This is a genomic window from Streptomyces sp. MK7 (assembly GCF_032658145.1).
GTDB lineage: Bacteria > Actinomycetota > Actinomycetes > Streptomycetales > Streptomycetaceae > Streptomyces > Streptomyces spiralis.
Genome location: NZ_JAVACL010000066.1, coordinates 1 through 18,244 on the forward strand (window position 1 = coordinate 1; position 18,244 = coordinate 18,244).

The window sequence follows — 18,244 nt, forward strand, 5'->3', positions numbered from 1 at the left end:
CGGGGTCGACCGCGGGGAAGACGGGGGTCTTGAAGGCCATGCCTCACGCTCCGGTGGCGTCGGGCTCGAGCGCCACGTAGGCGAACGGGACCTCGCCGAGCCGCTCGTCGGGCCGGCCGATCACGGCGGCCTCGCAGACACCCTCGCGGGAGAGCAGGACCGTCTCGATCTCCTTGGGATAGATGTTCTCGCCGCCGCGGATGATCATGTCCTTGATCCGGTCGACGATGCGCACGTAGCCGTCCTCGTCGAGTACGCCGACGTCGCCGGTGTGCAGCCAGCCGTCGCGCAGGGTCTCGGCAGTGGCTTCGGGACGGCCCAGGTAGCCGCGCATCATCACGTTGGGTCCCTGGACGACCACCTCGCCGCGCTCGCCGCGGGGCAGAATCGCACCGAGGAGAGGTCGGCGTCGCGCGGCTGCGCGAGCCGCATGGCGTAGATCGTGGGCACGCCCGAGAAGTACCTCGGACGGAGCAACTCGACGGCATCGAGGAAAGCGTCGACGGTGAACCGGCCCAGCACCGTCAGCCGGGAGCCGGTGCGCATCGGCGCGAGGAAGCGGACACAGATGGCGTTGACATGGAAGAGCGGGAGGAAGAGGAGACAGTGGTCGTCGGCGGTGAGCCGCATGAGGTCGGCCATCATCGAGGTCATCGCCTCGAGGTTGGCGTGGTCGAGCATCACTCCCTCGGGGCGGCCCGTCGAGCCGCTCGTGCGGACGAGCAGGGCCAGGTCGTCCGGTGACGTCCGTGCCGCGGGCAGCGCGGCACCCACCGGCGTACGCCGCAGCTCGCCGGCAGCGATACTGGGCAGGCCACCGTCCGGCGCGCCCGGACCGAGGTTCACGACGAGGGCGCTGCCGGCGTCCGCGATCCGGTAGTCGGCCTCCTCGGCGGTGAACGCCGGATTGATCGGCGTCGCGGCCGCGCCGAGCCGCCATGCGGCGACCATCGCGACGAGCAGCTCGACGCGGTTCGCCAGCATGACCGCCACGACCGACCCACGCCCGATGCCGTGCTCGGCGAACTGCTCGGCCGCCGCCTCGGCCTACGCGGCGAACTCCGCGCAGGTGAGCTCGTGGTGCTCGTCGCGGACGTACGGGCGGTCGGCGTGGGCCGGGTCCGCGGACCCGGCGCACTGGCTGCGGGAGGCGGTACTGCCCGAGCGGTGACCGCATCCCCGCGCTGCGTCCCGCGCCCCAGCCCTGTGCGGCGTGCGGGAAGTCGCTAGGGACGGCGACATCGCGAAACCCCTGGCGGCCGGCCCCGCGCCATGAGATCGTCCGCAGGTGATCGACGCCGCCGATGGAGAGACCACCTCAGGACGACCCGACGACCGCACCTCGTCCGTGTTGCGGTTCACGACCGAGCTCGTCGCGTGGGTGGCCACCCCGTGGGCCCTGGCCGAACACTCACGGCTGCTGGCCGTCCTGTCCGTGGCGGTCCTGATCGGTCTTCCGGCCTGCTTGTCCACACCGGGGGACAAGGCCAACGTGATCATCGCGGTGCCGGGATGGGCCACGATCCTCCTGGTGCTGCTCCAGCTGGCCGCTGCCGTGGTCTCCTCCTGGTTCGTCTGGCCTGCCTGGGCAGCGGTGCTCGTGACCGTACTGGCCGCCGCGACCGTCGTGACGGAGCGCCGACGCTGGAGTTGGCTGCTCACTTCGAGTCAACCCGTCGCCTGAAGCGCTCATCCGCCGGCTGAGGCGCAGGTAGCAGTGCGGCAGGATCAGATCGTGTGGGCGGGCCCAGAGGTGCTTTCGAGTCGGACGCGTTCGCCGTCGACTGGGAGTACCGGCAGGTCCCGGCCGGCCGATGAAGGCCGACCGGGACGTCGGGCTCAGGCGAGGTCGAACCGGTCGAGGTTCATCACCTTGTTCCACGCTGCCACGAAGTCGCGTACGAACTTCTCTCCCGCATCCTGGGAGGCGTAGACCTCCGAGACGGCACGGAGCTGGGAGTGCGCACCGAAGATCAGGTCTACGGCGGTGGCGGTCCACTTGACCTCTCCGGTGGCGCGATCCCGGCCTTCGAACACGTTCTCGTCCGTGGCCGACGCCTTCCACTCCGTGCCCATGTCGAGCAGGTTGACGAAGAAGTCGTTGGTCAAGGTTTCCGGCCGGTGGGTGAAGACACCGTGGGGGGATCCCTTGAAGCCCGTGTTCAGGGCCCGCATGCCGCCGATCAGCACCGTCATCTCGGGAGCGGTCAGCGTCAGCAGGTTGGCGCGGTCCAGCATGAGGGTCTCCGGCGACAGCTTCTCGCCCGCCGGAAGGTAGTTGCGGAAAGCATCCGCCCTGGGCTCCAGCACGGCGAACGACGCCGCATCGGTCTGCTCCTGCGAGGCGTCCGTACGCCCCGGTGCGAACGGAACCGTGATGTCGTACCCGGCGTTCCTCGCGGCCTGCTCGACGGCCGCGCACCCGCCGAGGACGATCAGGTCGGCGAGGGAGACCTGCGTTCCGCCGGTCCGGGAGAGGTTGAAGTCCTGCTGGATCCGCTCGAGCGTGCGCAGTACCTCGGTCACCTCGGGGAGGTCGTTGAGCTCCCAGTCCTTCTGCGGCGCGAGCCGGATTCGTGCTCCGTTCGCCCCGCCGCGCTTGTCGGTGCCGCGGAAGCTTGCCGCCGACGCCCAGGCGGTGGTGACCAACTGGGGGATGGAGAGGCCGGAGGCGAGGATCCTGCCCTTGAGGGTGGCGATGTCCTCGGCCCCGACCAGTTCGTGATCGACGTCGGGAACGGGGTCCTGCCACAGCTGCGGCTCCGGAATCCACGGGCCGAGGTAACGCGAGACGGGTCCCATGTCGCGGTGCAGCAGTTTGTACCACGCCTTGGCGAACGCCACCGCGAGCTCGTCCGGGTTCTCGTGGAACCTCTTCGTGATCGGGCCGTAGACCGGGTCCACCTTCAGCGCGACGTCCGTCGTCAGCATCATGGGGGCGTGCCGCTTCGACGGATCATGGGCGTCGCGTACGGCGTTCCGGGCCGCGGGATCCTCAGGAGTCCACTGGTGGGCGCCGGCGGGGCTGCTCGTCAGCTCCCACTCGTACCCGTAGAGGTTGTCCAGGTAGCCGTTGTCCCACCTGGTCGGTTCTGTGGTCCATGCGCCCTCCAGACCACTGGTGAGCGCGTGGGGGCCCGCGCCGCTGCCGTATGTGTTCCGCCAGCCGAGGCCCTGCTGCTCGAGGGGGGCCGCCTCGGGCTCCGGGCCGATATAACTGGGCTCGACCGCGCCATGACACTTGCCGAAGGTGTGGCCGCCGACGATGAGTGCGACCGTCTCCTCGTCATTCATCGCCATGCGCCCGAACGTCTCCCGGATGTCCTGGGCGGCAGCCATCGGGTCCGGGTTTCCGTTGGGTCCCTCCGGATTGACGTAGATCAGTCCCATCTGTACGGCGGCGAAAGGACCGGTGAGTTCCCTGTCGCCGCTGTAGCGCTCATCTCCGAGCCATGTGTCCTCGGGGCCCCAGAAGATCTCCTCGGGTTCCCAGATGTCCTGGCGCCCGAAACCGAAGCCGAACGTCTTGAACCCCATGGATTCCATGGCGCAGTTTCCGGCGAAGACCAGAAGATCGGCCCAGGAGATTTTCCGGCCGTACTTCTGTTTGACCGGCCAGAGCAGACGGCGCGCCTTGTCCAGGCTCGCGTTGTCCGGCCAGCTGTTGAGGGGGGCGAAGCGCTGGGCGCCGCTGCCGCCACCGCCGCGGCCGTCCGCGATGCGGTACGTTCCCGCGGCGTGCCAGCTCATCCGGATGAAGAGCGGCCCGTAGTGACCGTAGTCGGCAGGCCACCAGTCCTGGGATGTCGTCATCACCTCGAAGACGTCCCGCTTCAGCGCGTCGACGTCGAGGGTCGCGAACTCCTTCGCGTAGTCGAAGTCCTCGTCCATCGGGTTGGACCGGGGCGAGTGCTGGTGGAGAACCTGAAGGTCCAGCTGATTCGGCCACCAGTCCCGGTTCGTCCTGGGCCGCCGAGTCGGTGTGGGCGTCGGTGAAGGGATTACTGGATTCTCGCTTTCACTGCCGGACATGCCCGTCCTTCTTCCTGTCTCGGTGTTCCTTCTGCCGGCCGCCGCACTCGACGCCGTCGGATTTGCTGGTGCCGAGCACGTCGACCCACACAATCAGCGCGCCATGACGCTCACCGGCTGGAAAATGTGCTGAGCCAGCGTCCGTATGGTCGCGCACCGCAGACCACACCTCCATGAAACACGCAGAGCACCCCGCACGACAGATGTGAGAGAAGGGAAGGCCTTTCTGCTCCGGTGCCGGCTTCCGGCTGAAGCCGAATCGAAAGCGACAGCCCCGGTTCCGCGCGGACGGCGTAGTCGAAGACGGCGGGAAGCGACCGCTGCGGCGGCCGACCGGAGCGTGCGGTGAGCCGGCTGCCTGTGACGGCTGCGGTCTGGTTGCCCACGGACCACCGGGGCGCGGGGCTGATCGGCATCCCGCCGAGGCGAGCGGCGTCAGGAGTTCCTCACCGGGGATCTGCGGGGCTCGCGGGACCCGTCCTGCATGGAGCGCGAGCACATCCGCGACCGCCACCCTTCGACGGCCACGTCGTGCCCGCCCGCGCCGAACGCAGCCACCATCGTCAGCGGCCTCGGCAATTCAGCAGCACAAGGACTGAAACCACGTCCTGACCGACGCGCTCTCGTCAGATCCAACGGCTTTGCGGCGGCGGTTGGTTCCCGGAGGGGATGTGACGTTTCGCCCAGCTCGTCAACCTGTCGCAGCACACCGTGGCGGCCCCATACTCCAGGGCCTGACGAACCGACGGTCGAAGGAGCACGGTGAGCGCAGCGGCGGCAGCAGGGACCTGGAAGCTCGGGGACCTGGAGGTGCATCGCATCGGCTACGGCGCGATGCGGCTGACGGGCAACGGCATGATGGGGAACTCCGACGGCACACCGATCGACCGCGACAGCGCCGTCCGCCTGCTGCACAGCGCGTTCGAGCAGGGTGTCAACCACATCGACACGGCCGCCTTCTACTTCTCGCCCCTGCGGTCCGCGAACGAGCTCATCAACCGCGCCCTGTCATCCTGGTACGGCGACGTGGTCGTGGTGACCAAGGTCGGCCCGGCCCGCGATCCCTCCGGCGAGTGGCTCCCCATGGCCCGCCCCGACCAGCTGCGCGGCCAGGTCGAGGAGAACGTGCGACAGCTTGGCCGGGACCATCTGGACGTGGTGAACCTGCGCGTCGGCCCCGGCACGGCGTCGATCGCCGAGCACTTCGGCGCCCTCACCGAGCTGCGCGAGGCCGGCCTGATCCGGCACCTCGGGCTCTCCGGCGTTCTGCCGGAGCATGTGGCCGAGGCCCAGACGATCGCGCCCGTGGTCTGCGTGCAGAACTCCTACGGCCTGGACTGGCGCCGCGCTGACGAGACCGGGCTGGTGGACCTGTGCGGGGAGCAGGGCATCGCCTTCGTCCCCTTCTTCGCGGTCTCCGGCCTGCGGCGCGAGGCAGCCGCGGGCCAGGAGCGCGACGCGCGCGTCCACTCCGTCGCCCGCGCCCACAACGCGACGCCCGCCCAGGTACGGCTCGCCTGGACCCTCCACCGCGGTCCGCATGTACTGGCCATTCCCGGCACCACAAACCCGGCGCACCTCGCGGAGAACATCGCCGCCGGAAGCCTGCGCCTGTCCGAGGAGGAGCTGGCCCTCCTCTACAAACCGGACAAGGACACCGACTGAGCACCGCAGCGCCGTACTACGCCCGGTCGCTGCGGCCGCTCGGGGGCAGCAAAGCGCAGGCCGACCGGCCCGCCGAAGGTGATGCAGTCCGGCCGGGCACGAAGGTCGAGCTGGACACGCACACGGCAGCGCACGGCCCCGCACATGGCGGGTGCGGGGCCGTTGCTCCTGGGTTCGAGCGAGTTCGTCGCAGTGATGACTTCGACGTGAACGTTGTCACGCGTCGGGGTCGAAGGGGATGCCCGAGGGCATGGAGTGTGCCAGCGCGTACGCGAAGTCGCCATCCTTGATCTTGATGGTCGCGGCGCCGAAGTCGGCGCTCATCAGCTTGTCGCGGAAGCCGGGAGGGTAGCCGTCCCAGCCCACCAGGCGGGGGTAGAACCAGCCTCCGGTGACGTTCTCCGGGGGCTCGTCATTGCTGTTGGCGAAGCGGAAGTCGTGGGTGGAGAGGCCGTCCTTGTGGTAGACGATCTTCGGGTGCGTGCCGTCGAAGCGGACCGAGGAGCGGGCGGCCACCTGGTAGCTGCTGTGCTGGGACACCGAGACGTACTGGACCTCGTTGTTGTTGATCCACACGACGACGTGTTCCCAGTCGTGGGTGTGCCCGATGGCTGCCGGCCCGAGAGTTGCCTGGTCCTTCTCGAAGTAGCCGGCGTACATGACGGCACACCAGCCGTTGTTGCACTTCTCGCGTGAGTAGGTGTTGGCGTTGGCCAGTTGGGCGTAGTCGTGACAGTGACCGTTGACATCGCCGCCGAGTCTCAATCCCGGGTTGATGGTGCCGTCTGTGCCGATGGCCGCGGTGGCGTAGCAGCCGTCGCCGTCGTAGTCGTACGCCGGGGAGAAGGTCTGTTCCAGGCCGTCGGCGTTCTGTGGCAGCAGGGTGAGAACGTTCGCGTGGGCGCTCGCCGGAACGGCCACGACGAGCGCCATCGCGCCCAGTGCCGCGAGCAGGGCATTGGTCATGGACTTCACGTTGGGCATGACGGCTCCTTGTCGGCCGGCTCGCGTCAGCAGTACAGGTTGCTGCCCGGCGAGACGCCGAGGATCTGCGTGAAGCGCTGGTAGGCGTCGACGCGGCTCTGCACCTGGGCGGGGTTCTTGCCGTCGCATTCGAGGGAGCCGTTGATGCTGCGGATGGTCTGGCCGAATCCGGCGCTGTTGACCATGGCGTTGTGCGGGGTCATGCTGCCCGGTCCCGACTGGGTGTTCCAGTACCACAGGCCGGTCTTCCAGGCGACGGAGGCGTTGTTCTCCACCTGCCAGGGGTTGTTGAGCAGGTCGATGCCGAGTGCGTCACCGGCTGCCTTGTAGTTGAAGTTCCAGCTGAGCTGGAGCGGCCCGCGCCCGTAGTACGCGGCCTGTCCGGCGGGGCAGCCGTACGGCTGACTCCAGTCGCAGTAGTGGGGGTAGTTGGCGGTGTTCTGCTCGACGACGTGGACCAGCCCGCCGGTCTCATGGCTGACGTTGGCGAGAAAGGCGGCGGCCTCCTGCTTCCTGACCGTGTCGCTTCCGGTGTTGGCGAAGCCGGGGTAGGCGCTGAGCGCGGCGGTGAGGCCGCTGTAGGTGTAGAACGAGTTCCGGTTCGGGAACATCTGGTTGAACTGTGACTCGTTCACCACGAAGCCGGACGGAGTGCTGTCCCCGCCGCTCGCGGGCGCGTTCCACTTCTGGTTGGCGCCGCCGCTGCAGCTCCATATCTGCGTCCGGGTGCCGTTGGCGGAGTTGTCGTCGGTGACGTCCAGGCACTTGTTCGCCTGTGGGTTGACGATGTCGTGAGCGGCGGTGACGGTCCACTTCTGGTTGTCGCCACCGGTACAGGACCACAGCTGTACCTTCGCCCCGTCGGCGGTCGAGTTCCCGGTGACGTCAAGGCACTTGCCGAGGGCGCGGATCGTGCCGTCGCTGCCGACGGTCCACTGCTGGGCGTTGGTGCCGTTGCAGTCGTAGAGCTGGACGGGGGTGCCGTCGGCGGAGCCGGCGCCGGCGACGTCGAGACACTTGCCGGCCAGGCCGGTGATGCTGCCGGTCGCGGCTTGGGCGGGGCCCGCGGTGAGCAGGCACGCGGAGAGACCCAGTGCGGCGGTGAGAGCGGCTGCTGGAAGGGATCGGGCCATGGGGGGTGGCCTTTCAGGCGGGGGGTGGCTCCGACGCTTCACCTCTTGAACGGTGGGGGCGTCGTACGTTGCGTGGCTGAGCCGTGAACCTAGAGGCGCCGGCCCCTTTCGTCAAGTAGTGAAGTAAGGCCAGTGGAAGGGTGGTTGGAGTTCAGTGGCGCAATATCGACCCTGCTCCCACTGGCCTGTGGGAGGGGCGGGCGCGGATTGTCCTGGATGGCGGCGGGAGGGGTCCTCACGCCGGGCCGCTCGGGCGGGTCATGCGGGATCTGCGACGGTGGGGGAGGCGGGGCGGGGGACGGTGCCCGCGGGGGCGTACTGGGCGGCTTGCGCGTCGAACATCGAGGCGTAGCGCCCTTGGGCGGCCATGAGTTCGTCGTGGCTGCCGTGCTCGACGAGCCGTCCGTGGTGCAGGACGTAGATGCGGTCGGCGTGGCGGACGCCGGACATGCGGTGGGTGACCAGGACGACGGCGCGGTTCGGGGCGGCGAGCCGGCGGATGCGGTCGAAGGCGGCGATCTCGGCCTCCGGGTCGAGGGCGGAGGTGGGTTCGTCCACGATGAGCACGCTGTCGTCGTCCGAGGTGGAGCTGCGCCAGTGGGTCCGGGCGAGCCCGATCTTCTGCCACTCGCCGCCGGAGAGTTCGCTGGCGCCGCGGAACATCCGGGCCAGCAGGCTTCCCAGGCCGTCGGGGAGTTTCGCGATGACGGGTCCGGCCCCCGCGTAGTCGACGGACGGCTGAAGGTCGTCGGGGCCGCCTTGCTGGGCGGGGCGGCCGATCCGGATGTTCAACGCCGCCGTCACGGGCCAGCGTTGGAAGTCCTGGGTGAGCAGGGCGACGCGGTCGAAGACCTGGGAGCGGTCCAGGGAGGCGACGTCGGCCTCGCCCCACCGCACGGTCCCGCTCTGTGGCAGCAGCAGGCCCGACAGCACCTTCATCAGCGTGCTCTTGCCGGAGCCGTTCTCGCCGACCACGGCGGTGACCGAGCCCATGGGCAGTGTGAGGGAGACCTTGTCCAGGGCGGGAGTGCCCCGGTCCGGGTAGCGGTAGCCGACCTGGTCGAGAACGACCTGCCTCACCTGTGCGGGAACGGGGTCGCCCCCGCTGGGGATGGTGCGTCGTGCCGCCTCGTCCAGGAACCGGGCGTGGTCGCGGACGTAGAGGGACTCCTCGTGCAGCTGGTTGATGTTCATCACCAGCGCGCCCAGGCTCGCCGACCCGGACCGGACGGCGATGACGGCGGTGCCGGCCACGGCCAGACTCATGCGCCCACTCATGATCAGCAGGAACATCGCCGCGTACGTCGCCGCCATGGCGAGTCCGGACAGCGCGGCGGCCACCCACTCGGTGACGGCTTTGCCGGAGGCCAGCCGCTCCTGCTCGGCCTCCGCGCTCTCGGCCATCCGCTCGTAGCGGCTGAGCAGGAACGGCCCGACGGCGTGGATGCGCACTTCCTGTGCTGCGGTGCGTTCGGTGAGCAGGTTGCCGATGAGGCGGCCGGCCCGCACGTGCTCGATCCAGCTCATCACCGACACGTACCGTTCCTGCGCCACCCGCATCGCGCCCCAGCCGCGCGGTGCGGCGATCAGGATCAGCATCGGCAGCAGCACCGGGTGGAGGATGGTGAGGACACCGGCCGTGGAGATCAGGGAGATGGTCCCGTTCAGCGCGGCCACGCTGGCGCTGATCATGCGCCGGGCGGATGCGGCGCCGTACTGGGCGACGTCGATCAGCCGCCGGAACTCCGGGTCCTCGATGGCCTCCAGCTCCACCGACGCGGCGGCGGCCAGGTACTGGGTGGTGGCGATCCGCTCGACCAGCGGCTCCAGCCGGCCCGCCCGCGAGGTGGACCATCCGGCCAGGCCCGAGTTGACCACGGCCGCCCCGGCGGCGGCGAACAGGCCCGGCAGGACCGCCTGCAACCGATGCGCAGGCGTGCCCGAGCCGAGCAGCGCGTGCATGACGGCGTTGACCGCGAGCAGTCCGACGGCCGCGGCGATGCCCTGTCCGATCTCGCTGACGGCGACCGTGAGCAGGGCGCGGCGGTCGGCGTGCCACGCCATCCGCAAGGTCGTCCCGACCAGTCTGGGCATGGAGCGCAGAGCCGACATCATCGTCAGGTCGAGCCAGGCACGTTCGTGTTCGGACCAGCCGGTGTCGTAGCGCAGAGGACCGCCGAAGAGCTCCTTCTCGGCGTCGGAGACCTCCGGCTCGGCCATCCGCACACGTCCGAAGAACTTCTTCACAGGGCGCCTCCAGACCCCGGCCGGCTCACCGTCCGGAGAGCCGGCGCGGGCCTCCGCCGCGCCATGGTGACGACCGGGCTCCTCCGCACCGGAGCCCTGAGGCCGCAGTCGTCGCGGCACGCGTACCCCTCGCCTCGCGCCAGGCCATGGGCAGTCGCTTGTGCTGGTGTCTTGGCCGAAGTCAACGTGGTCCCCCTCGACGGTTGTGCGGCTGCTTCCTGCGGCTCAACGAGCCGGCCAGAATTTCGAACACATGTGTTTCAGCCGAGTCGACAGCCCTGGGATTGAGCGCGCGCCGGAGACTGCGGCTTGCATCGACCCTTGTGGTGCAAGGGCCGGGGGCTGGAGGGGCGGTGGCCGAAACGCCGAGCGTGCCGCTGTCCCGGCGCCCTTGGCCGGGACGGAACCCCAGTGAAAGCGCGCGAGCAGTGCGTGCCGTCCCGCGCGTGGTCCTCGGGAGTGTCGACCGCCACCCCTTCGTCCAAGACGCGAGCACCGGTACGCCGTGACTGTGTCCGAAGACGCGCGGCGTCTCCGGGTCTTCGGCACGCTCCAGCGGCACCTGGGTACCGCTGCGGTGTACTCCGGTCCGCGTGCACTCGATGCCCGGGCGTCGGCGCAGGGTGTGAACATCAGGAGCGACCGCCAACTGGGGCGGCCGGAGGCGACATCCGGGACGAGGTTCTTCACGGTGTCATGCCGTGGTGGGCGGGTGCCGGTAGGTGTCGGCCAGGGCGGCGATCGTCTGGGCCATCTTTGACCTCAATTCCGTGGGTGCCACGACTTCGGCCTCCGCGCCGAGCCGGAGCAGCATGCCGACGGCGTGGTCCACGGACTCGATGGGGACGACGACTTGGGTGCGGCCGTCGGGGCCCGGTGGCCCGGCGCTGTCCTGGGCGGCCCGTGCCACCGCCGGTTCCATGAGGTCCGGGAGCTGTCTCAGGAGCAGAGGCGAGAGCCGTACCACCGCCTCGCTCTGGTGACGGCGGGCGTCGAAGTCGGCCAGATAGGACTGCCAGTGCGTGGCCAGGTCAAAGCCCGGGGGCCGCTCGAAGCGGTCGGGCAGGGCGTGGACACGGAGGATCTGCGACACGCGGTAGGTGCGGATGGGTTCCGGACTCCCCGCAATCAGGTACCAGCGACCGGACTTGAGGACCAATCCGTAGGGCTCCAGAGTCCGGGTCACCTCCTGGGGAGTCTTCCACCGCCGGTAGCGGACGCGGATGCGGTGCTGCCGCCACACCGCCTCGGTCACGGCGGCCAGGTGCGGGGTGGTGTCTGCCTCGGCGTACCAACCGGAGGTGTCCAGGTGGAACCGCCGGCGCAGCGCACCGGTCCGGTCGCGCAGCTCGTCGGGCAGCGCGGCCGTCAGCTTGAGCTGAGCGGTGGCGAGCACGGTGCCGAGCCCGAGGTCTGCGGCCGGGCCGGGCAGCCCGGCCAGGGAGAGTGCCTCCGCCTCCTCCCGGGTCAGCCCGGTCAGGCGGGTGCGGTACCCGCCGACCAGCCGGTAACCGCCGTCGTGACCGGGGTCGCCGTAGAGCGGAACACCGGCTGCGGCGAGCGACTCCATGTCCCGGTACACCGTGCGGACCGACACCTCCAGCTCGTCGGCCACCTGCTGGGCGGTCATCCGGCCGCGGGTCTGGAGCAGCAACAGGACGGACAGCAGTCGGCTCGCACGCATGACGGAAGTCTGCCGCAGTTCACTGACATGAGCTGTCAGTGGAGCCGGAATAGCTTTCCGGCCGGGCGCACGCCCCAGCGCACTGGATACGGCGAAGGACATGTACAGATGAGCGATCCATCCACCCGCAAGCCTGGTATCGGCGACTTCGACTTCCTGGTGGGCCCCTGGAAGGTGACGAACCGGCGGCTGGTCGCACCGCTGACCGGCAGCCCCGAGTGGGATGAGTTCCCGGGCACCGCCGTGTGCCACGGCACTCTGTTCGGCGGGGCCGCCGGCCTCGACGAGATCAGCTTCCCGGCCAAGGGCTTCAGCGGCCTGACGCTCCGCCTGTTCGACCCCGTGCGCGCGCAGTGGTCGCTGAACCGGGTGAACAGCCGGACCGGGCTGCTGCAACCACCCGTCGTCGGCCGGTTCCACGACGACGGGCACGGCGAGTTCCACGGCGACGACGCACACGAAGGCACCCCGGTCCCGTGCCGCTTCGTCCGGTCGCGGATCACATCGGTGTCGGCTCACTGGAAGCAGGCGTTCTCGACCGACGGCGGGCAGAGCTGGGAAACCAACTGGACCATGGCCCTCCGCCGGACCGAGGAGTGTGCCGCGTGACCAGGGCGCCGGCCGCGCAGGAACTCCCGATCCGGCCGGTCGGGAGACTGACCGTCTGGCAGGGGGCCGCACTGTACGTCGGAGCGGTCCTGGGAACCGGTGTGATCGCCCTTCCCGCACTGGCGGCGCGAGCGGCCGGACCGGCCTCGCTGGTGGCCTGGCTCGCACTGGTCCTGCTGTCGGTGCCCCTTGCGGCCACGTTCGCCGCGCTGGGCGCCCGGTACCCGGACGGCGGCGGCGTCTCCACCTACGTCCGGCATGCCTTCGGCGCACGGGCGGCGGCGGTGGTCGGCTGGTGCTTCTACTTCGCCGTACCCGCCGGTGCTCCGGCAGCGGGGATGTTCGCCGGCGCGTACGTCGCGGCGGCGGTGGGCGGCGGCCGGCGCACGGTGGTGGTCACGGCGGTGGTCCTGCTGATCCTCGTCACGGCGGCCAACGGCTTCGGTCTGACCGCCACCGGCCGTATGCAACTCGTGCTCGCCGTACTCCTGGTCGCGCTGCTGCTGGCCGCGGTGGTCGCCGCGCTGCCGCACGCGCACGTGCGGAACCTGCATCCGTTCGCGCCGCATGGCCGGCCCGCGATCGGCTCGGCCGCGGCGCTGCTGGTGTGGAGCTTCGCAGGCTGGGAGGCCATCACCCATCTGGCAGCCGACTTCCGCCGTCCGGCGCGCGACCTGCCCCGGGCCACCGCCCTGGCGGTCGCCGTCGTCGGCGTGCTCTACCTCGCCGTTGCCGCCACCAGCGTCCTCGTGCTCGGCCCGGCAGCCGGCACCTCCGAGGCCCCGCTGGCCGAACTGCTCGCGCTGGGCGTCGGCGGAACGGTCCACGTGCTGGCCGCGATCGCCGCCCTGCTGCTCACTCTCGGCACGATGAACGCCTATTTCGCCGGCGCGGCGAAACTGGGTGCCGCGCTCGGACGGGACGGCGCGCTGCCCGCCTGGCTCAGCCAGGGCAGCGGCGTCGGCGAGGTACCACGCCGCAGTCTGGCAGTCGTGTCGGGCCTGTCGGGTCTCGCCCTCACCGCCACCACGGCCGCCGCCCTCGGCCCGCGGCCGCTCGTCCTGCTCACCACCGGGTCGTTCGTGACCGTGTACGCCCTGGGCACCGCCGCCGCCCTGCGCCTCCTTCCCCGTGGAACCCTGCCCCACCGCTGCGCAGTTCTCGCGCTTCTCGCGGTGGCGGTACTCCTCGTCATGACCGGCTGGTACCTGCTCTGGCCACTGATCGTCACGGCGAGCGCCCTGTGCTACCTGCGATGGCGCCGTGCAGGGGGCTGTCCCGCGTCCTGATCCGGTGAATATTCCGTGCGGTTCAGGCTGCGGCCGAGTCCCGGGCGGTCGCGCGGGGGTGGGCGAGGACAAGTCGGGCTGTGCTGTGCGGCGGCTGTTCTGCTCGGCGTGCCCGAGGGCGCGGAGGACCTATCCGGCCCAGGGACTCGGCTCCTGCTTGAGGACGGCGAGCCCGCGTGCCCGGTCGGCGGGCCAGAGGTCGATCCGATAGAGGAAGTGCTCACCGGGGCCGCCGTCGGTGTCGACGGCCGGTGGATCGGAGGGAACGTAGGAGACCCGGGCCCGCAACAGCCCGGCGGGGACTGTCATGCCCGGCCCGTCCTCCGGCAGGACTCCCGGGCTGGACACGGAGAGCCGGCCGGTCGGGGCATTCAGGTCCGCCTCCACGATGTGCTCGGCCGTCGGCTCCGTCATCGGCGCGGACGTGTGGACGGTGATCAGCGACTCGACCATGTCGTCCCGCGCGGTGCCGACGGAGATCGAGTGCGGTTCCACCCCGATGCGTTGAACGTGGACTGCTTCCTCGGTCCAGCCGGCCGGCGGCAGGTCCGGGTCCATCGCGTGCTCGGCCGTCCACGCGTCATAGGGCTCGAGGTCTTGGACATAGAACTGCCCGTGATCGGCGTCGATCAGGAACCTCAGCGAAGCATCAGCCACCGCCGCGGGCTATCGGAGCCGGCGGTGCCGATGGAGCCGGTCCTTCGTCTCGAAGAGCGCAAGACCGCCGTCGGGTGACCGGTACCTCGTGTTCGACCTCCTGCACGTGCGCACGACGACACTGCCTGGCAATTGCCGCCCCTGAAGCCGGGGTTCGGCTCGGGCCACACCTCCTGGCCGCGGCTGGAGCGGTGGCCGCCGCGGCCGTGCGAGCCGTCATCGGGGCCCCGGTCACGGAAACGCCGTGACCGGGGACTTGAGGATCAGCTACCGCGGAAGGTGCCGACCGCCGTCAGTGCCGGTACCGGAACACGATCCGGCCGCGCGTCAGGTCGTACGGCGGGAGTTCCACCAGCACCCGGTCCTCCAGCATGATCTTGATGTAGTTCTTGCGGATCTTCCCGCTGATGTGTGCGAGCACCTGGTGGCCGTTCTCGAGCTCCACGGTGAACATGGCGCTGCGCAGGCACTCGACGACCTTGCCCTCGACTTCGATGACGTTCTTGTTCTTGGTCATCGCACCAGCTCCAGGTTGCTGCTCATCGGCCGGGCGCCGATGCCCTGGAACAGAGCCGAGGCCGCTTGGTTGCCCTCGTGGACTTCGGTCCAGGCCGCGGCGGACCCGGCGCGGTGCAGCGTCCCCAGTGCATGGGCCAGCAGCGCTCGTGCGATGCCGCGGCGCTGCTCGCCGGCCCGGACCGCGAGCAGCCCGATGCGCGGCCGTTTCACCCTCACCACCCGGATCAGCCCCAGGTAGCGGTCCGGCGCCGCGGCCACCGCGTACGTCGACGGGTCGACGATGGTGTCGCCTTCGGGGCGGGGAATCACCTCCGTGGGCATCGACTGCCACCACCCGACGGTCGCCTCGACTTCGTCACGGATCGCGCGGTCCACCTCCCGCAGCAGGGCCTCGTCCGCCTGGCCGGCGGGCACGATCGTCACGCCCGGAGGCGGCAGGACCGCCTCGAGCCCTGTGACCCCCGGATCGGTCGGCACGATGTACTCCCACTCGCGGCGCCGGATCGTGAAACCGGCCCGCCGCCAGCCGGCCGTCAGCTCGGCGTCGGCTTCGTCGACCACCGTGTACAGCGGCGCCGGCAGTTCCGCCGGCATCGCCTCGGCGAGCCGGTCGAAGGCGGCGTCGTGCCAGGCGTCGATGCTGACGAACAAGCGCCCGTCGGGCCGGTGCTCCGCATACCCCCGGCCGACCACCAGGTCGTCATCCAGTGCATGCCATTGCCGGTCCGCGACGCGGGTGACCATCACCGCGTTCTCGCTCAGGCCAGACGTGAAAGGCTTTGTGTTCATCGGAGTCTCCTTCCAGGAGTGCCTCGATCTCAGGCGCTCCTGGCGACACCGAACGTCAGCCGCCGGACCGTGACGGGTTGAGGGAGCACCCATGGGTAACTGTGTTCACGGGTCTCACCTCCATACGACGACTTCACGGTCCACCGCGAAGGTAGCAGCGGGGCTCCGCCTCACTCAAATCCTTTTCCGCGCAGCCATGACCCGCCCCTGAAGCCCTTCCTCGGCCGGTGGATGCCACGGTACGGCGATCGTTTCGGCCGGGCTCTGCGTGATCGCCGCACCGGCCACGATGGCCGTGTTCCTGCCTCGCACCGCCACCTGACTCTTGCGCGGGTCGGCGCCGAGTTCGTCCGCCGCGGGGCGCGCGGTCTCGCTCCGGCTTGCGATCAGGGGGCGGACGTCTTGGATGGAAGCAGAAGCATCAGGCAGGTCTGAAGCAGGGCGCAGGAGAGCAGGCGTCTGGGGAAGTTTCCTCTTCTCGGCCCGGTCAGGGTTGGACATGGCCGTCGTACAGCGGGCGGATTCGGGCGGTGGGCAGCCGGCGGAGGGGCGGCCGGTGGTCGGCCATCCAGGTGTGTTCCGGGACCTGCTGCCCATGGCGGTCTGGGGGGTCGGCCATGACGGGTGTGTGTGGCAGTGGGGCCTGGCGGCGCAGGACCTGCTGGGCTGGCGGCCGGAGCAGATGATCGGCCATGACGGGCTTCCCCTGCTGGTTCCGGAATGCAACCGGGAACTGGCCAGGGAATTGGCTGCCCGCTGCCGGGCCGGGGAGACAGTGGTGGGGTCCTATCCGGTGCGGCACCGGGACGGGCACACGGTCGAGATGGAGATGTGGATGGCTCCGGTCACCGATCCCGCGGGGCAGCCCGGCTTGCTGGTCATCGCCGCGGAGACCTCTGCCGTACGGCGGATGCGGGACTCGCTGGCGGCCCTGGAGGGTCTGTTCGCGCAGTCGCCGATCGGCCTGGCGCTGATCGACCGCGAGCTGCGGTATGTGCGCGTCAACGATGCCCTCGCCGACATGAACGGCCGGCCCGCCGCCGCGCACGTGGGCAAGCGCCTCCGCGAGGTCGTCCCCGGGATAGACCCCGCGGCGGTGGAGGCCCTCATGCGGCAAGTACTCCAGAGCGGGCGCGCCGTGCTGGATGTCCGAACCGGTCGTACCGACGCCGATCCCGACTGCGACCGTGTCTGGTCGTCTTCCTACGCTCCGTTGACCGACAGTGATGGCGAAGCACTCGGTGTGATCGCCTCCGTCATCGACATCACCGAGGGGCAGGCCGACCACCGGCGGGCCGAGCGGGCGCGTCAGCGGTTCGCGTTGCTGGCCGAAGCCGGCGAACGGATCGGTACCACCTTGGACCTTCGGCAGGCGGCCGACGGGCTGGCCCAGATGCTGGTGCCCCAACTTGCCGACACCGCCGAGGTGCTGCTGCTGGAGGGAGTGCTTGCACCGGACGACGCAGGTGCGTCCGCTCACGACCTGCTGCACCGCCTGGCCACGGCGGGACCGACCCCCACCGCGCCGACGCAGCCGGCGCCCGAGGCGACGCATCGCATTCCACCCGGATCGGTGTATGCGGCTGTCCTGGGGCAAGGGCGCCCGCAGACCGTACCGCTGCCGCTGCCTGTTCTCCGGGCTGTGCCCCCTGACCCGGGGGCGAGCTCGTTCGCCCACAGCACCGCAGGCACTGCGCGTGTCGTCCCGCTGAACGCCCGGGGCAAAGTGCTCGGCCTGGTGATCACCACCCGCACCCGTGGCGAGCCGTTCGACGAGGAGGACACGGTGCTCATCGACGAACTGGTCACCCGGGCCGCACTGAACATCGAAAACGCCCGCCTGTATGCCAGCCGCCACCGGGCGGCCCTCACCCTGCAACGCAGCCTCATCAAGCCACTGCCGGCCGTGCCCGGACTCGAACTGGCCAGCGGCTACCTCCCTGCCAGCAGCGAGAACGAAGTCGGCGGCGACTGGCTCGACGTCCTCGCCCTCCCCGACGGCAGGACCGGTCTGATCATCGGAGACGTCATGGGACACGGCATCCGGGCCGCGGCGGTCATGGGGCAGCTACGCACCATGGCCCGCACCCTGGCCTCCCAGAACGTCCCACCGGGCCGCCTGATGCACCATCTGGATGCCGCAGTGGCCGATCTCGGCGAGTGCGAACTGGCCACCTGTGCCTACGCCGTCTACGACCGGGCCACCGCCGACTGCCTGATCACCCGCGCCGGCCACCCGCCACCGGTCCTCGCCGACCCGCACCGCTCAGTCCGGTTCCTCGAGGGAACCTGCGGCGCACCCCTGGGCAGCCCACGCGACGCCCCCTTCCGGACCGAACACGTCCCCCTCCCGCCCGGCAGCATCCTCGTCCTCTACACCGACGGACTCATCGAAAGCCACGACCACGACCTGGATCACGGCCTGCGCCGGCTGGCCCACGCCTTGAGACGGCCAAGCCGGACGCTGCGGGAAACCCGCGACCACCTCATCGCCGACCTGCTGCCCGAACCATCGCACGACGACGTCGCCGTACTCCTTGCCCGGCCACGATGAGAACCTGCCCGCGAGATCGAGCCCGTCGTCGGCGACGCCATGACCGCAGCCGCCGGCCCCTCCCGTCGATCGCGACGCGGCG

General features: G+C 70.1%; 18 protein-coding genes. 7 read left to right on the forward strand and 11 right to left on the reverse strand.

The annotated features are described in order from the left end of the window. Positions 1 to 43: 43 nt before the first annotated feature. Both R2S09_RS36905 and R2S09_RS36910 read right to left on the reverse strand, forming a co-directional pair. Positions 44 to 337: an AMP-binding enzyme gene (locus R2S09_RS36905; RefSeq protein ID WP_316745559.1), complete on the reverse strand. Its 294-nt coding sequence runs from the start codon at positions 335 to 337 to the stop codon at positions 44 to 46. Beyond that, positions 337 to 984, reverse strand: coding sequence for an AMP-binding protein (locus R2S09_RS36910; protein ID WP_316745560.1), 648 nt, complete (start codon positions 982 to 984; stop codon positions 337 to 339). Before R2S09_RS36910 ends, R2S09_RS36905 begins: the two co-directional genes overlap by 1 nt. Between R2S09_RS36910 and R2S09_RS36915 the strand changes: the two genes are divergently transcribed. Both R2S09_RS36915 and R2S09_RS36920 read left to right on the forward strand, forming a co-directional pair. Next, positions 983 to 1,171 carry a hypothetical protein gene (locus tag R2S09_RS36915; protein ID WP_316745561.1) on the forward strand — a complete coding sequence of 63 codons (189 nt, stop codon included), beginning with the start codon at positions 983 to 985 and terminating at the stop codon, positions 1,169 to 1,171. The genes R2S09_RS36910 and R2S09_RS36915 overlap by 2 nt on opposite strands. Before the next feature lie 117 nt (positions 1,172 to 1,288). Next, positions 1,289 to 1,684 carry a hypothetical protein gene (locus R2S09_RS36920; RefSeq protein WP_372337838.1) on the forward strand — a complete coding sequence of 132 codons (396 nt, stop codon included), beginning with the start codon at positions 1,289 to 1,291 and terminating at the stop codon, positions 1,682 to 1,684. Positions 1,685 to 1,839: 155 nt separating this feature from the next. Here the strand turns inward: R2S09_RS36920 and katG are convergent, their stop codons facing one another. Beyond that, positions 1,840 to 4,032 carry a catalase/peroxidase HPI gene (katG, locus tag R2S09_RS36925; RefSeq protein WP_316745562.1) on the reverse strand — a complete coding sequence of 731 codons (2,193 nt, stop codon included), beginning with the start codon at positions 4,030 to 4,032 and terminating at the stop codon, positions 1,840 to 1,842. Here katG and R2S09_RS36930 point away from each other — a divergent pair. Both R2S09_RS36930 and R2S09_RS36935 read left to right on the forward strand, forming a co-directional pair. Beyond that, positions 4,031 to 4,165 (forward strand): hypothetical protein, encoded by a 135-nt coding sequence (locus R2S09_RS36930; protein ID WP_306192574.1) that lies wholly within the window; start codon positions 4,031 to 4,033, stop codon positions 4,163 to 4,165. The genes katG and R2S09_RS36930 overlap by 2 nt on opposite strands. A gap of 629 nt (positions 4,166 to 4,794) precedes the next feature. After that, positions 4,795 to 5,697 (forward strand): oxidoreductase, encoded by a 903-nt coding sequence (locus R2S09_RS36935; protein ID WP_316745563.1) that lies wholly within the window; start codon positions 4,795 to 4,797, stop codon positions 5,695 to 5,697. Positions 5,698 to 5,913: 216 nt separating this feature from the next. On the opposite strand, the gene R2S09_RS36940 is transcribed toward R2S09_RS36935, so the two are convergent. The 4 genes from R2S09_RS36940 to R2S09_RS36955 form a co-directional block, all read right to left on the reverse strand. After that, positions 5,914 to 6,681 (reverse strand): NPP1 family protein, encoded by a 768-nt coding sequence (locus tag R2S09_RS36940; protein WP_306192576.1) that lies wholly within the window; start codon positions 6,679 to 6,681, stop codon positions 5,914 to 5,916. Between the two features lie 26 nt (positions 6,682 to 6,707). Beyond that, entirely contained in the window at positions 6,708 to 7,814 is a 1,107-nt protein-coding gene (locus tag R2S09_RS36945; RefSeq protein WP_316745564.1) for a lectin, read from the reverse strand. 258 nt (positions 7,815 to 8,072) lie between these two features. Beyond that, positions 8,073 to 10,061 carry an ABC transporter ATP-binding protein gene (locus R2S09_RS36950; protein WP_399145505.1) on the reverse strand — a complete coding sequence of 663 codons (1,989 nt, stop codon included), beginning with the start codon at positions 10,059 to 10,061 and terminating at the stop codon, positions 8,073 to 8,075. A gap of 694 nt (positions 10,062 to 10,755) precedes the next feature. Continuing rightward, positions 10,756 to 11,745, reverse strand: coding sequence for a YafY family protein (locus tag R2S09_RS36955; protein WP_306192578.1), 990 nt, complete (start codon positions 11,743 to 11,745; stop codon positions 10,756 to 10,758). 108 nt (positions 11,746 to 11,853) lie between these two features. Between R2S09_RS36955 and R2S09_RS36960 the strand changes: the two genes are divergently transcribed. Then, positions 11,854 to 12,354, forward strand: coding sequence for a hypothetical protein (locus R2S09_RS36960; RefSeq protein WP_316745565.1), 501 nt, complete (start codon positions 11,854 to 11,856; stop codon positions 12,352 to 12,354). Next, complete coding sequence (locus tag R2S09_RS36965; RefSeq protein WP_306192580.1) at positions 12,351 to 13,643, forward strand: APC family permease; 1,293 nt, start codon at positions 12,351 to 12,353, stop codon at positions 13,641 to 13,643. Before R2S09_RS36960 ends, R2S09_RS36965 begins: the two co-directional genes overlap by 4 nt. A 129-nt stretch (positions 13,644 to 13,772) precedes the next feature. Here the strand turns inward: R2S09_RS36965 and R2S09_RS36970 are convergent, their stop codons facing one another. The 4 genes from R2S09_RS36970 to R2S09_RS36985 form a co-directional block, all read right to left on the reverse strand. Then, complete coding sequence (locus R2S09_RS36970) at positions 13,773 to 14,300, reverse strand: hypothetical protein (protein WP_316745566.1); 528 nt, start codon at positions 14,298 to 14,300, stop codon at positions 13,773 to 13,775. A gap of 292 nt (positions 14,301 to 14,592) precedes the next feature. Beyond that, a complete protein-coding gene (gene infA, locus R2S09_RS36975; RefSeq protein WP_306192582.1) occupies positions 14,593 to 14,817 on the reverse strand; it encodes a translation initiation factor IF-1 in 225 nt (74 codons plus the stop codon). Then, complete coding sequence (locus R2S09_RS36980; protein ID WP_306192583.1) at positions 14,814 to 15,608, reverse strand: N-acetyltransferase; 795 nt, start codon at positions 15,606 to 15,608, stop codon at positions 14,814 to 14,816. The genes infA and R2S09_RS36980 overlap by 4 nt, the downstream gene beginning before the upstream one ends. Before the next feature lie 174 nt (positions 15,609 to 15,782). Further along, positions 15,783 to 16,109: a hypothetical protein gene (locus tag R2S09_RS36985; RefSeq protein ID WP_316745567.1), complete on the reverse strand. Its 327-nt coding sequence runs from the start codon at positions 16,107 to 16,109 to the stop codon at positions 15,783 to 15,785. On the opposite strand from R2S09_RS36985, the gene R2S09_RS36990 reads away from it, so the two are divergent. Continuing rightward, on the forward strand, positions 16,108 to 18,162 hold the full coding sequence (locus R2S09_RS36990; RefSeq protein WP_399145509.1) for a SpoIIE family protein phosphatase: 2,055 nt from the start codon (positions 16,108 to 16,110) through the stop codon (positions 18,160 to 18,162). The genes R2S09_RS36985 and R2S09_RS36990 overlap by 2 nt on opposite strands. Positions 18,163 to 18,244 lie beyond the last annotated feature (82 nt).

Excerpts from the sequence above, each read along its gene's own strand:
- R2S09_RS36980 (WP_306192583.1), bottom strand. The coding sequence starts at position 15,608 with ATGAACACAAAGCCTTTCACGTCTGGCCTGAGCGAGAACGCGGTGATG.
- R2S09_RS36910 (WP_316745560.1), bottom strand. The coding sequence starts at position 984 with ATGCTGGCGAACCGCGTCGAGCTGCTCGTCGCGATGGTCGCCGCATGG.
- R2S09_RS36990 (WP_399145509.1), top strand. The coding sequence starts at position 16,108 with ATGGCCGTCGTACAGCGGGCGGATTCGGGCGGTGGGCAGCCGGCGGAG.
- R2S09_RS36945 (WP_316745564.1), bottom strand. The coding sequence starts at position 7,814 with ATGGCCCGATCCCTTCCAGCAGCCGCTCTCACCGCCGCACTGGGTCTC.
- R2S09_RS36955 (WP_306192578.1), bottom strand. The coding sequence starts at position 11,745 with ATGCGTGCGAGCCGACTGCTGTCCGTCCTGTTGCTGCTCCAGACCCGC.
- katG (WP_316745562.1), bottom strand. The coding sequence starts at position 4,032 with ATGTCCGGCAGTGAAAGCGAGAATCCAGTAATCCCTTCACCGACGCCC.
- R2S09_RS36905 (WP_316745559.1), bottom strand. The coding sequence starts at position 337 with ATGATGCGCGGCTACCTGGGCCGTCCCGAAGCCACTGCCGAGACCCTG.
- R2S09_RS36940 (WP_306192576.1), bottom strand. The coding sequence starts at position 6,681 with ATGCCCAACGTGAAGTCCATGACCAATGCCCTGCTCGCGGCACTGGGC.
- R2S09_RS36915 (WP_316745561.1), top strand. The coding sequence starts at position 983 with ATGACCGCCACGACCGACCCACGCCCGATGCCGTGCTCGGCGAACTGC.
- R2S09_RS36985 (WP_316745567.1), bottom strand. The coding sequence starts at position 16,109 with ATGTCCAACCCTGACCGGGCCGAGAAGAGGAAACTTCCCCAGACGCCT.
- R2S09_RS36930 (WP_306192574.1), top strand. The coding sequence starts at position 4,031 with ATGCCCGTCCTTCTTCCTGTCTCGGTGTTCCTTCTGCCGGCCGCCGCA.
- infA (WP_306192582.1), bottom strand. The coding sequence starts at position 14,817 with ATGACCAAGAACAAGAACGTCATCGAAGTCGAGGGCAAGGTCGTCGAG.
- R2S09_RS36960 (WP_316745565.1), top strand. The coding sequence starts at position 11,854 with ATGAGCGATCCATCCACCCGCAAGCCTGGTATCGGCGACTTCGACTTC.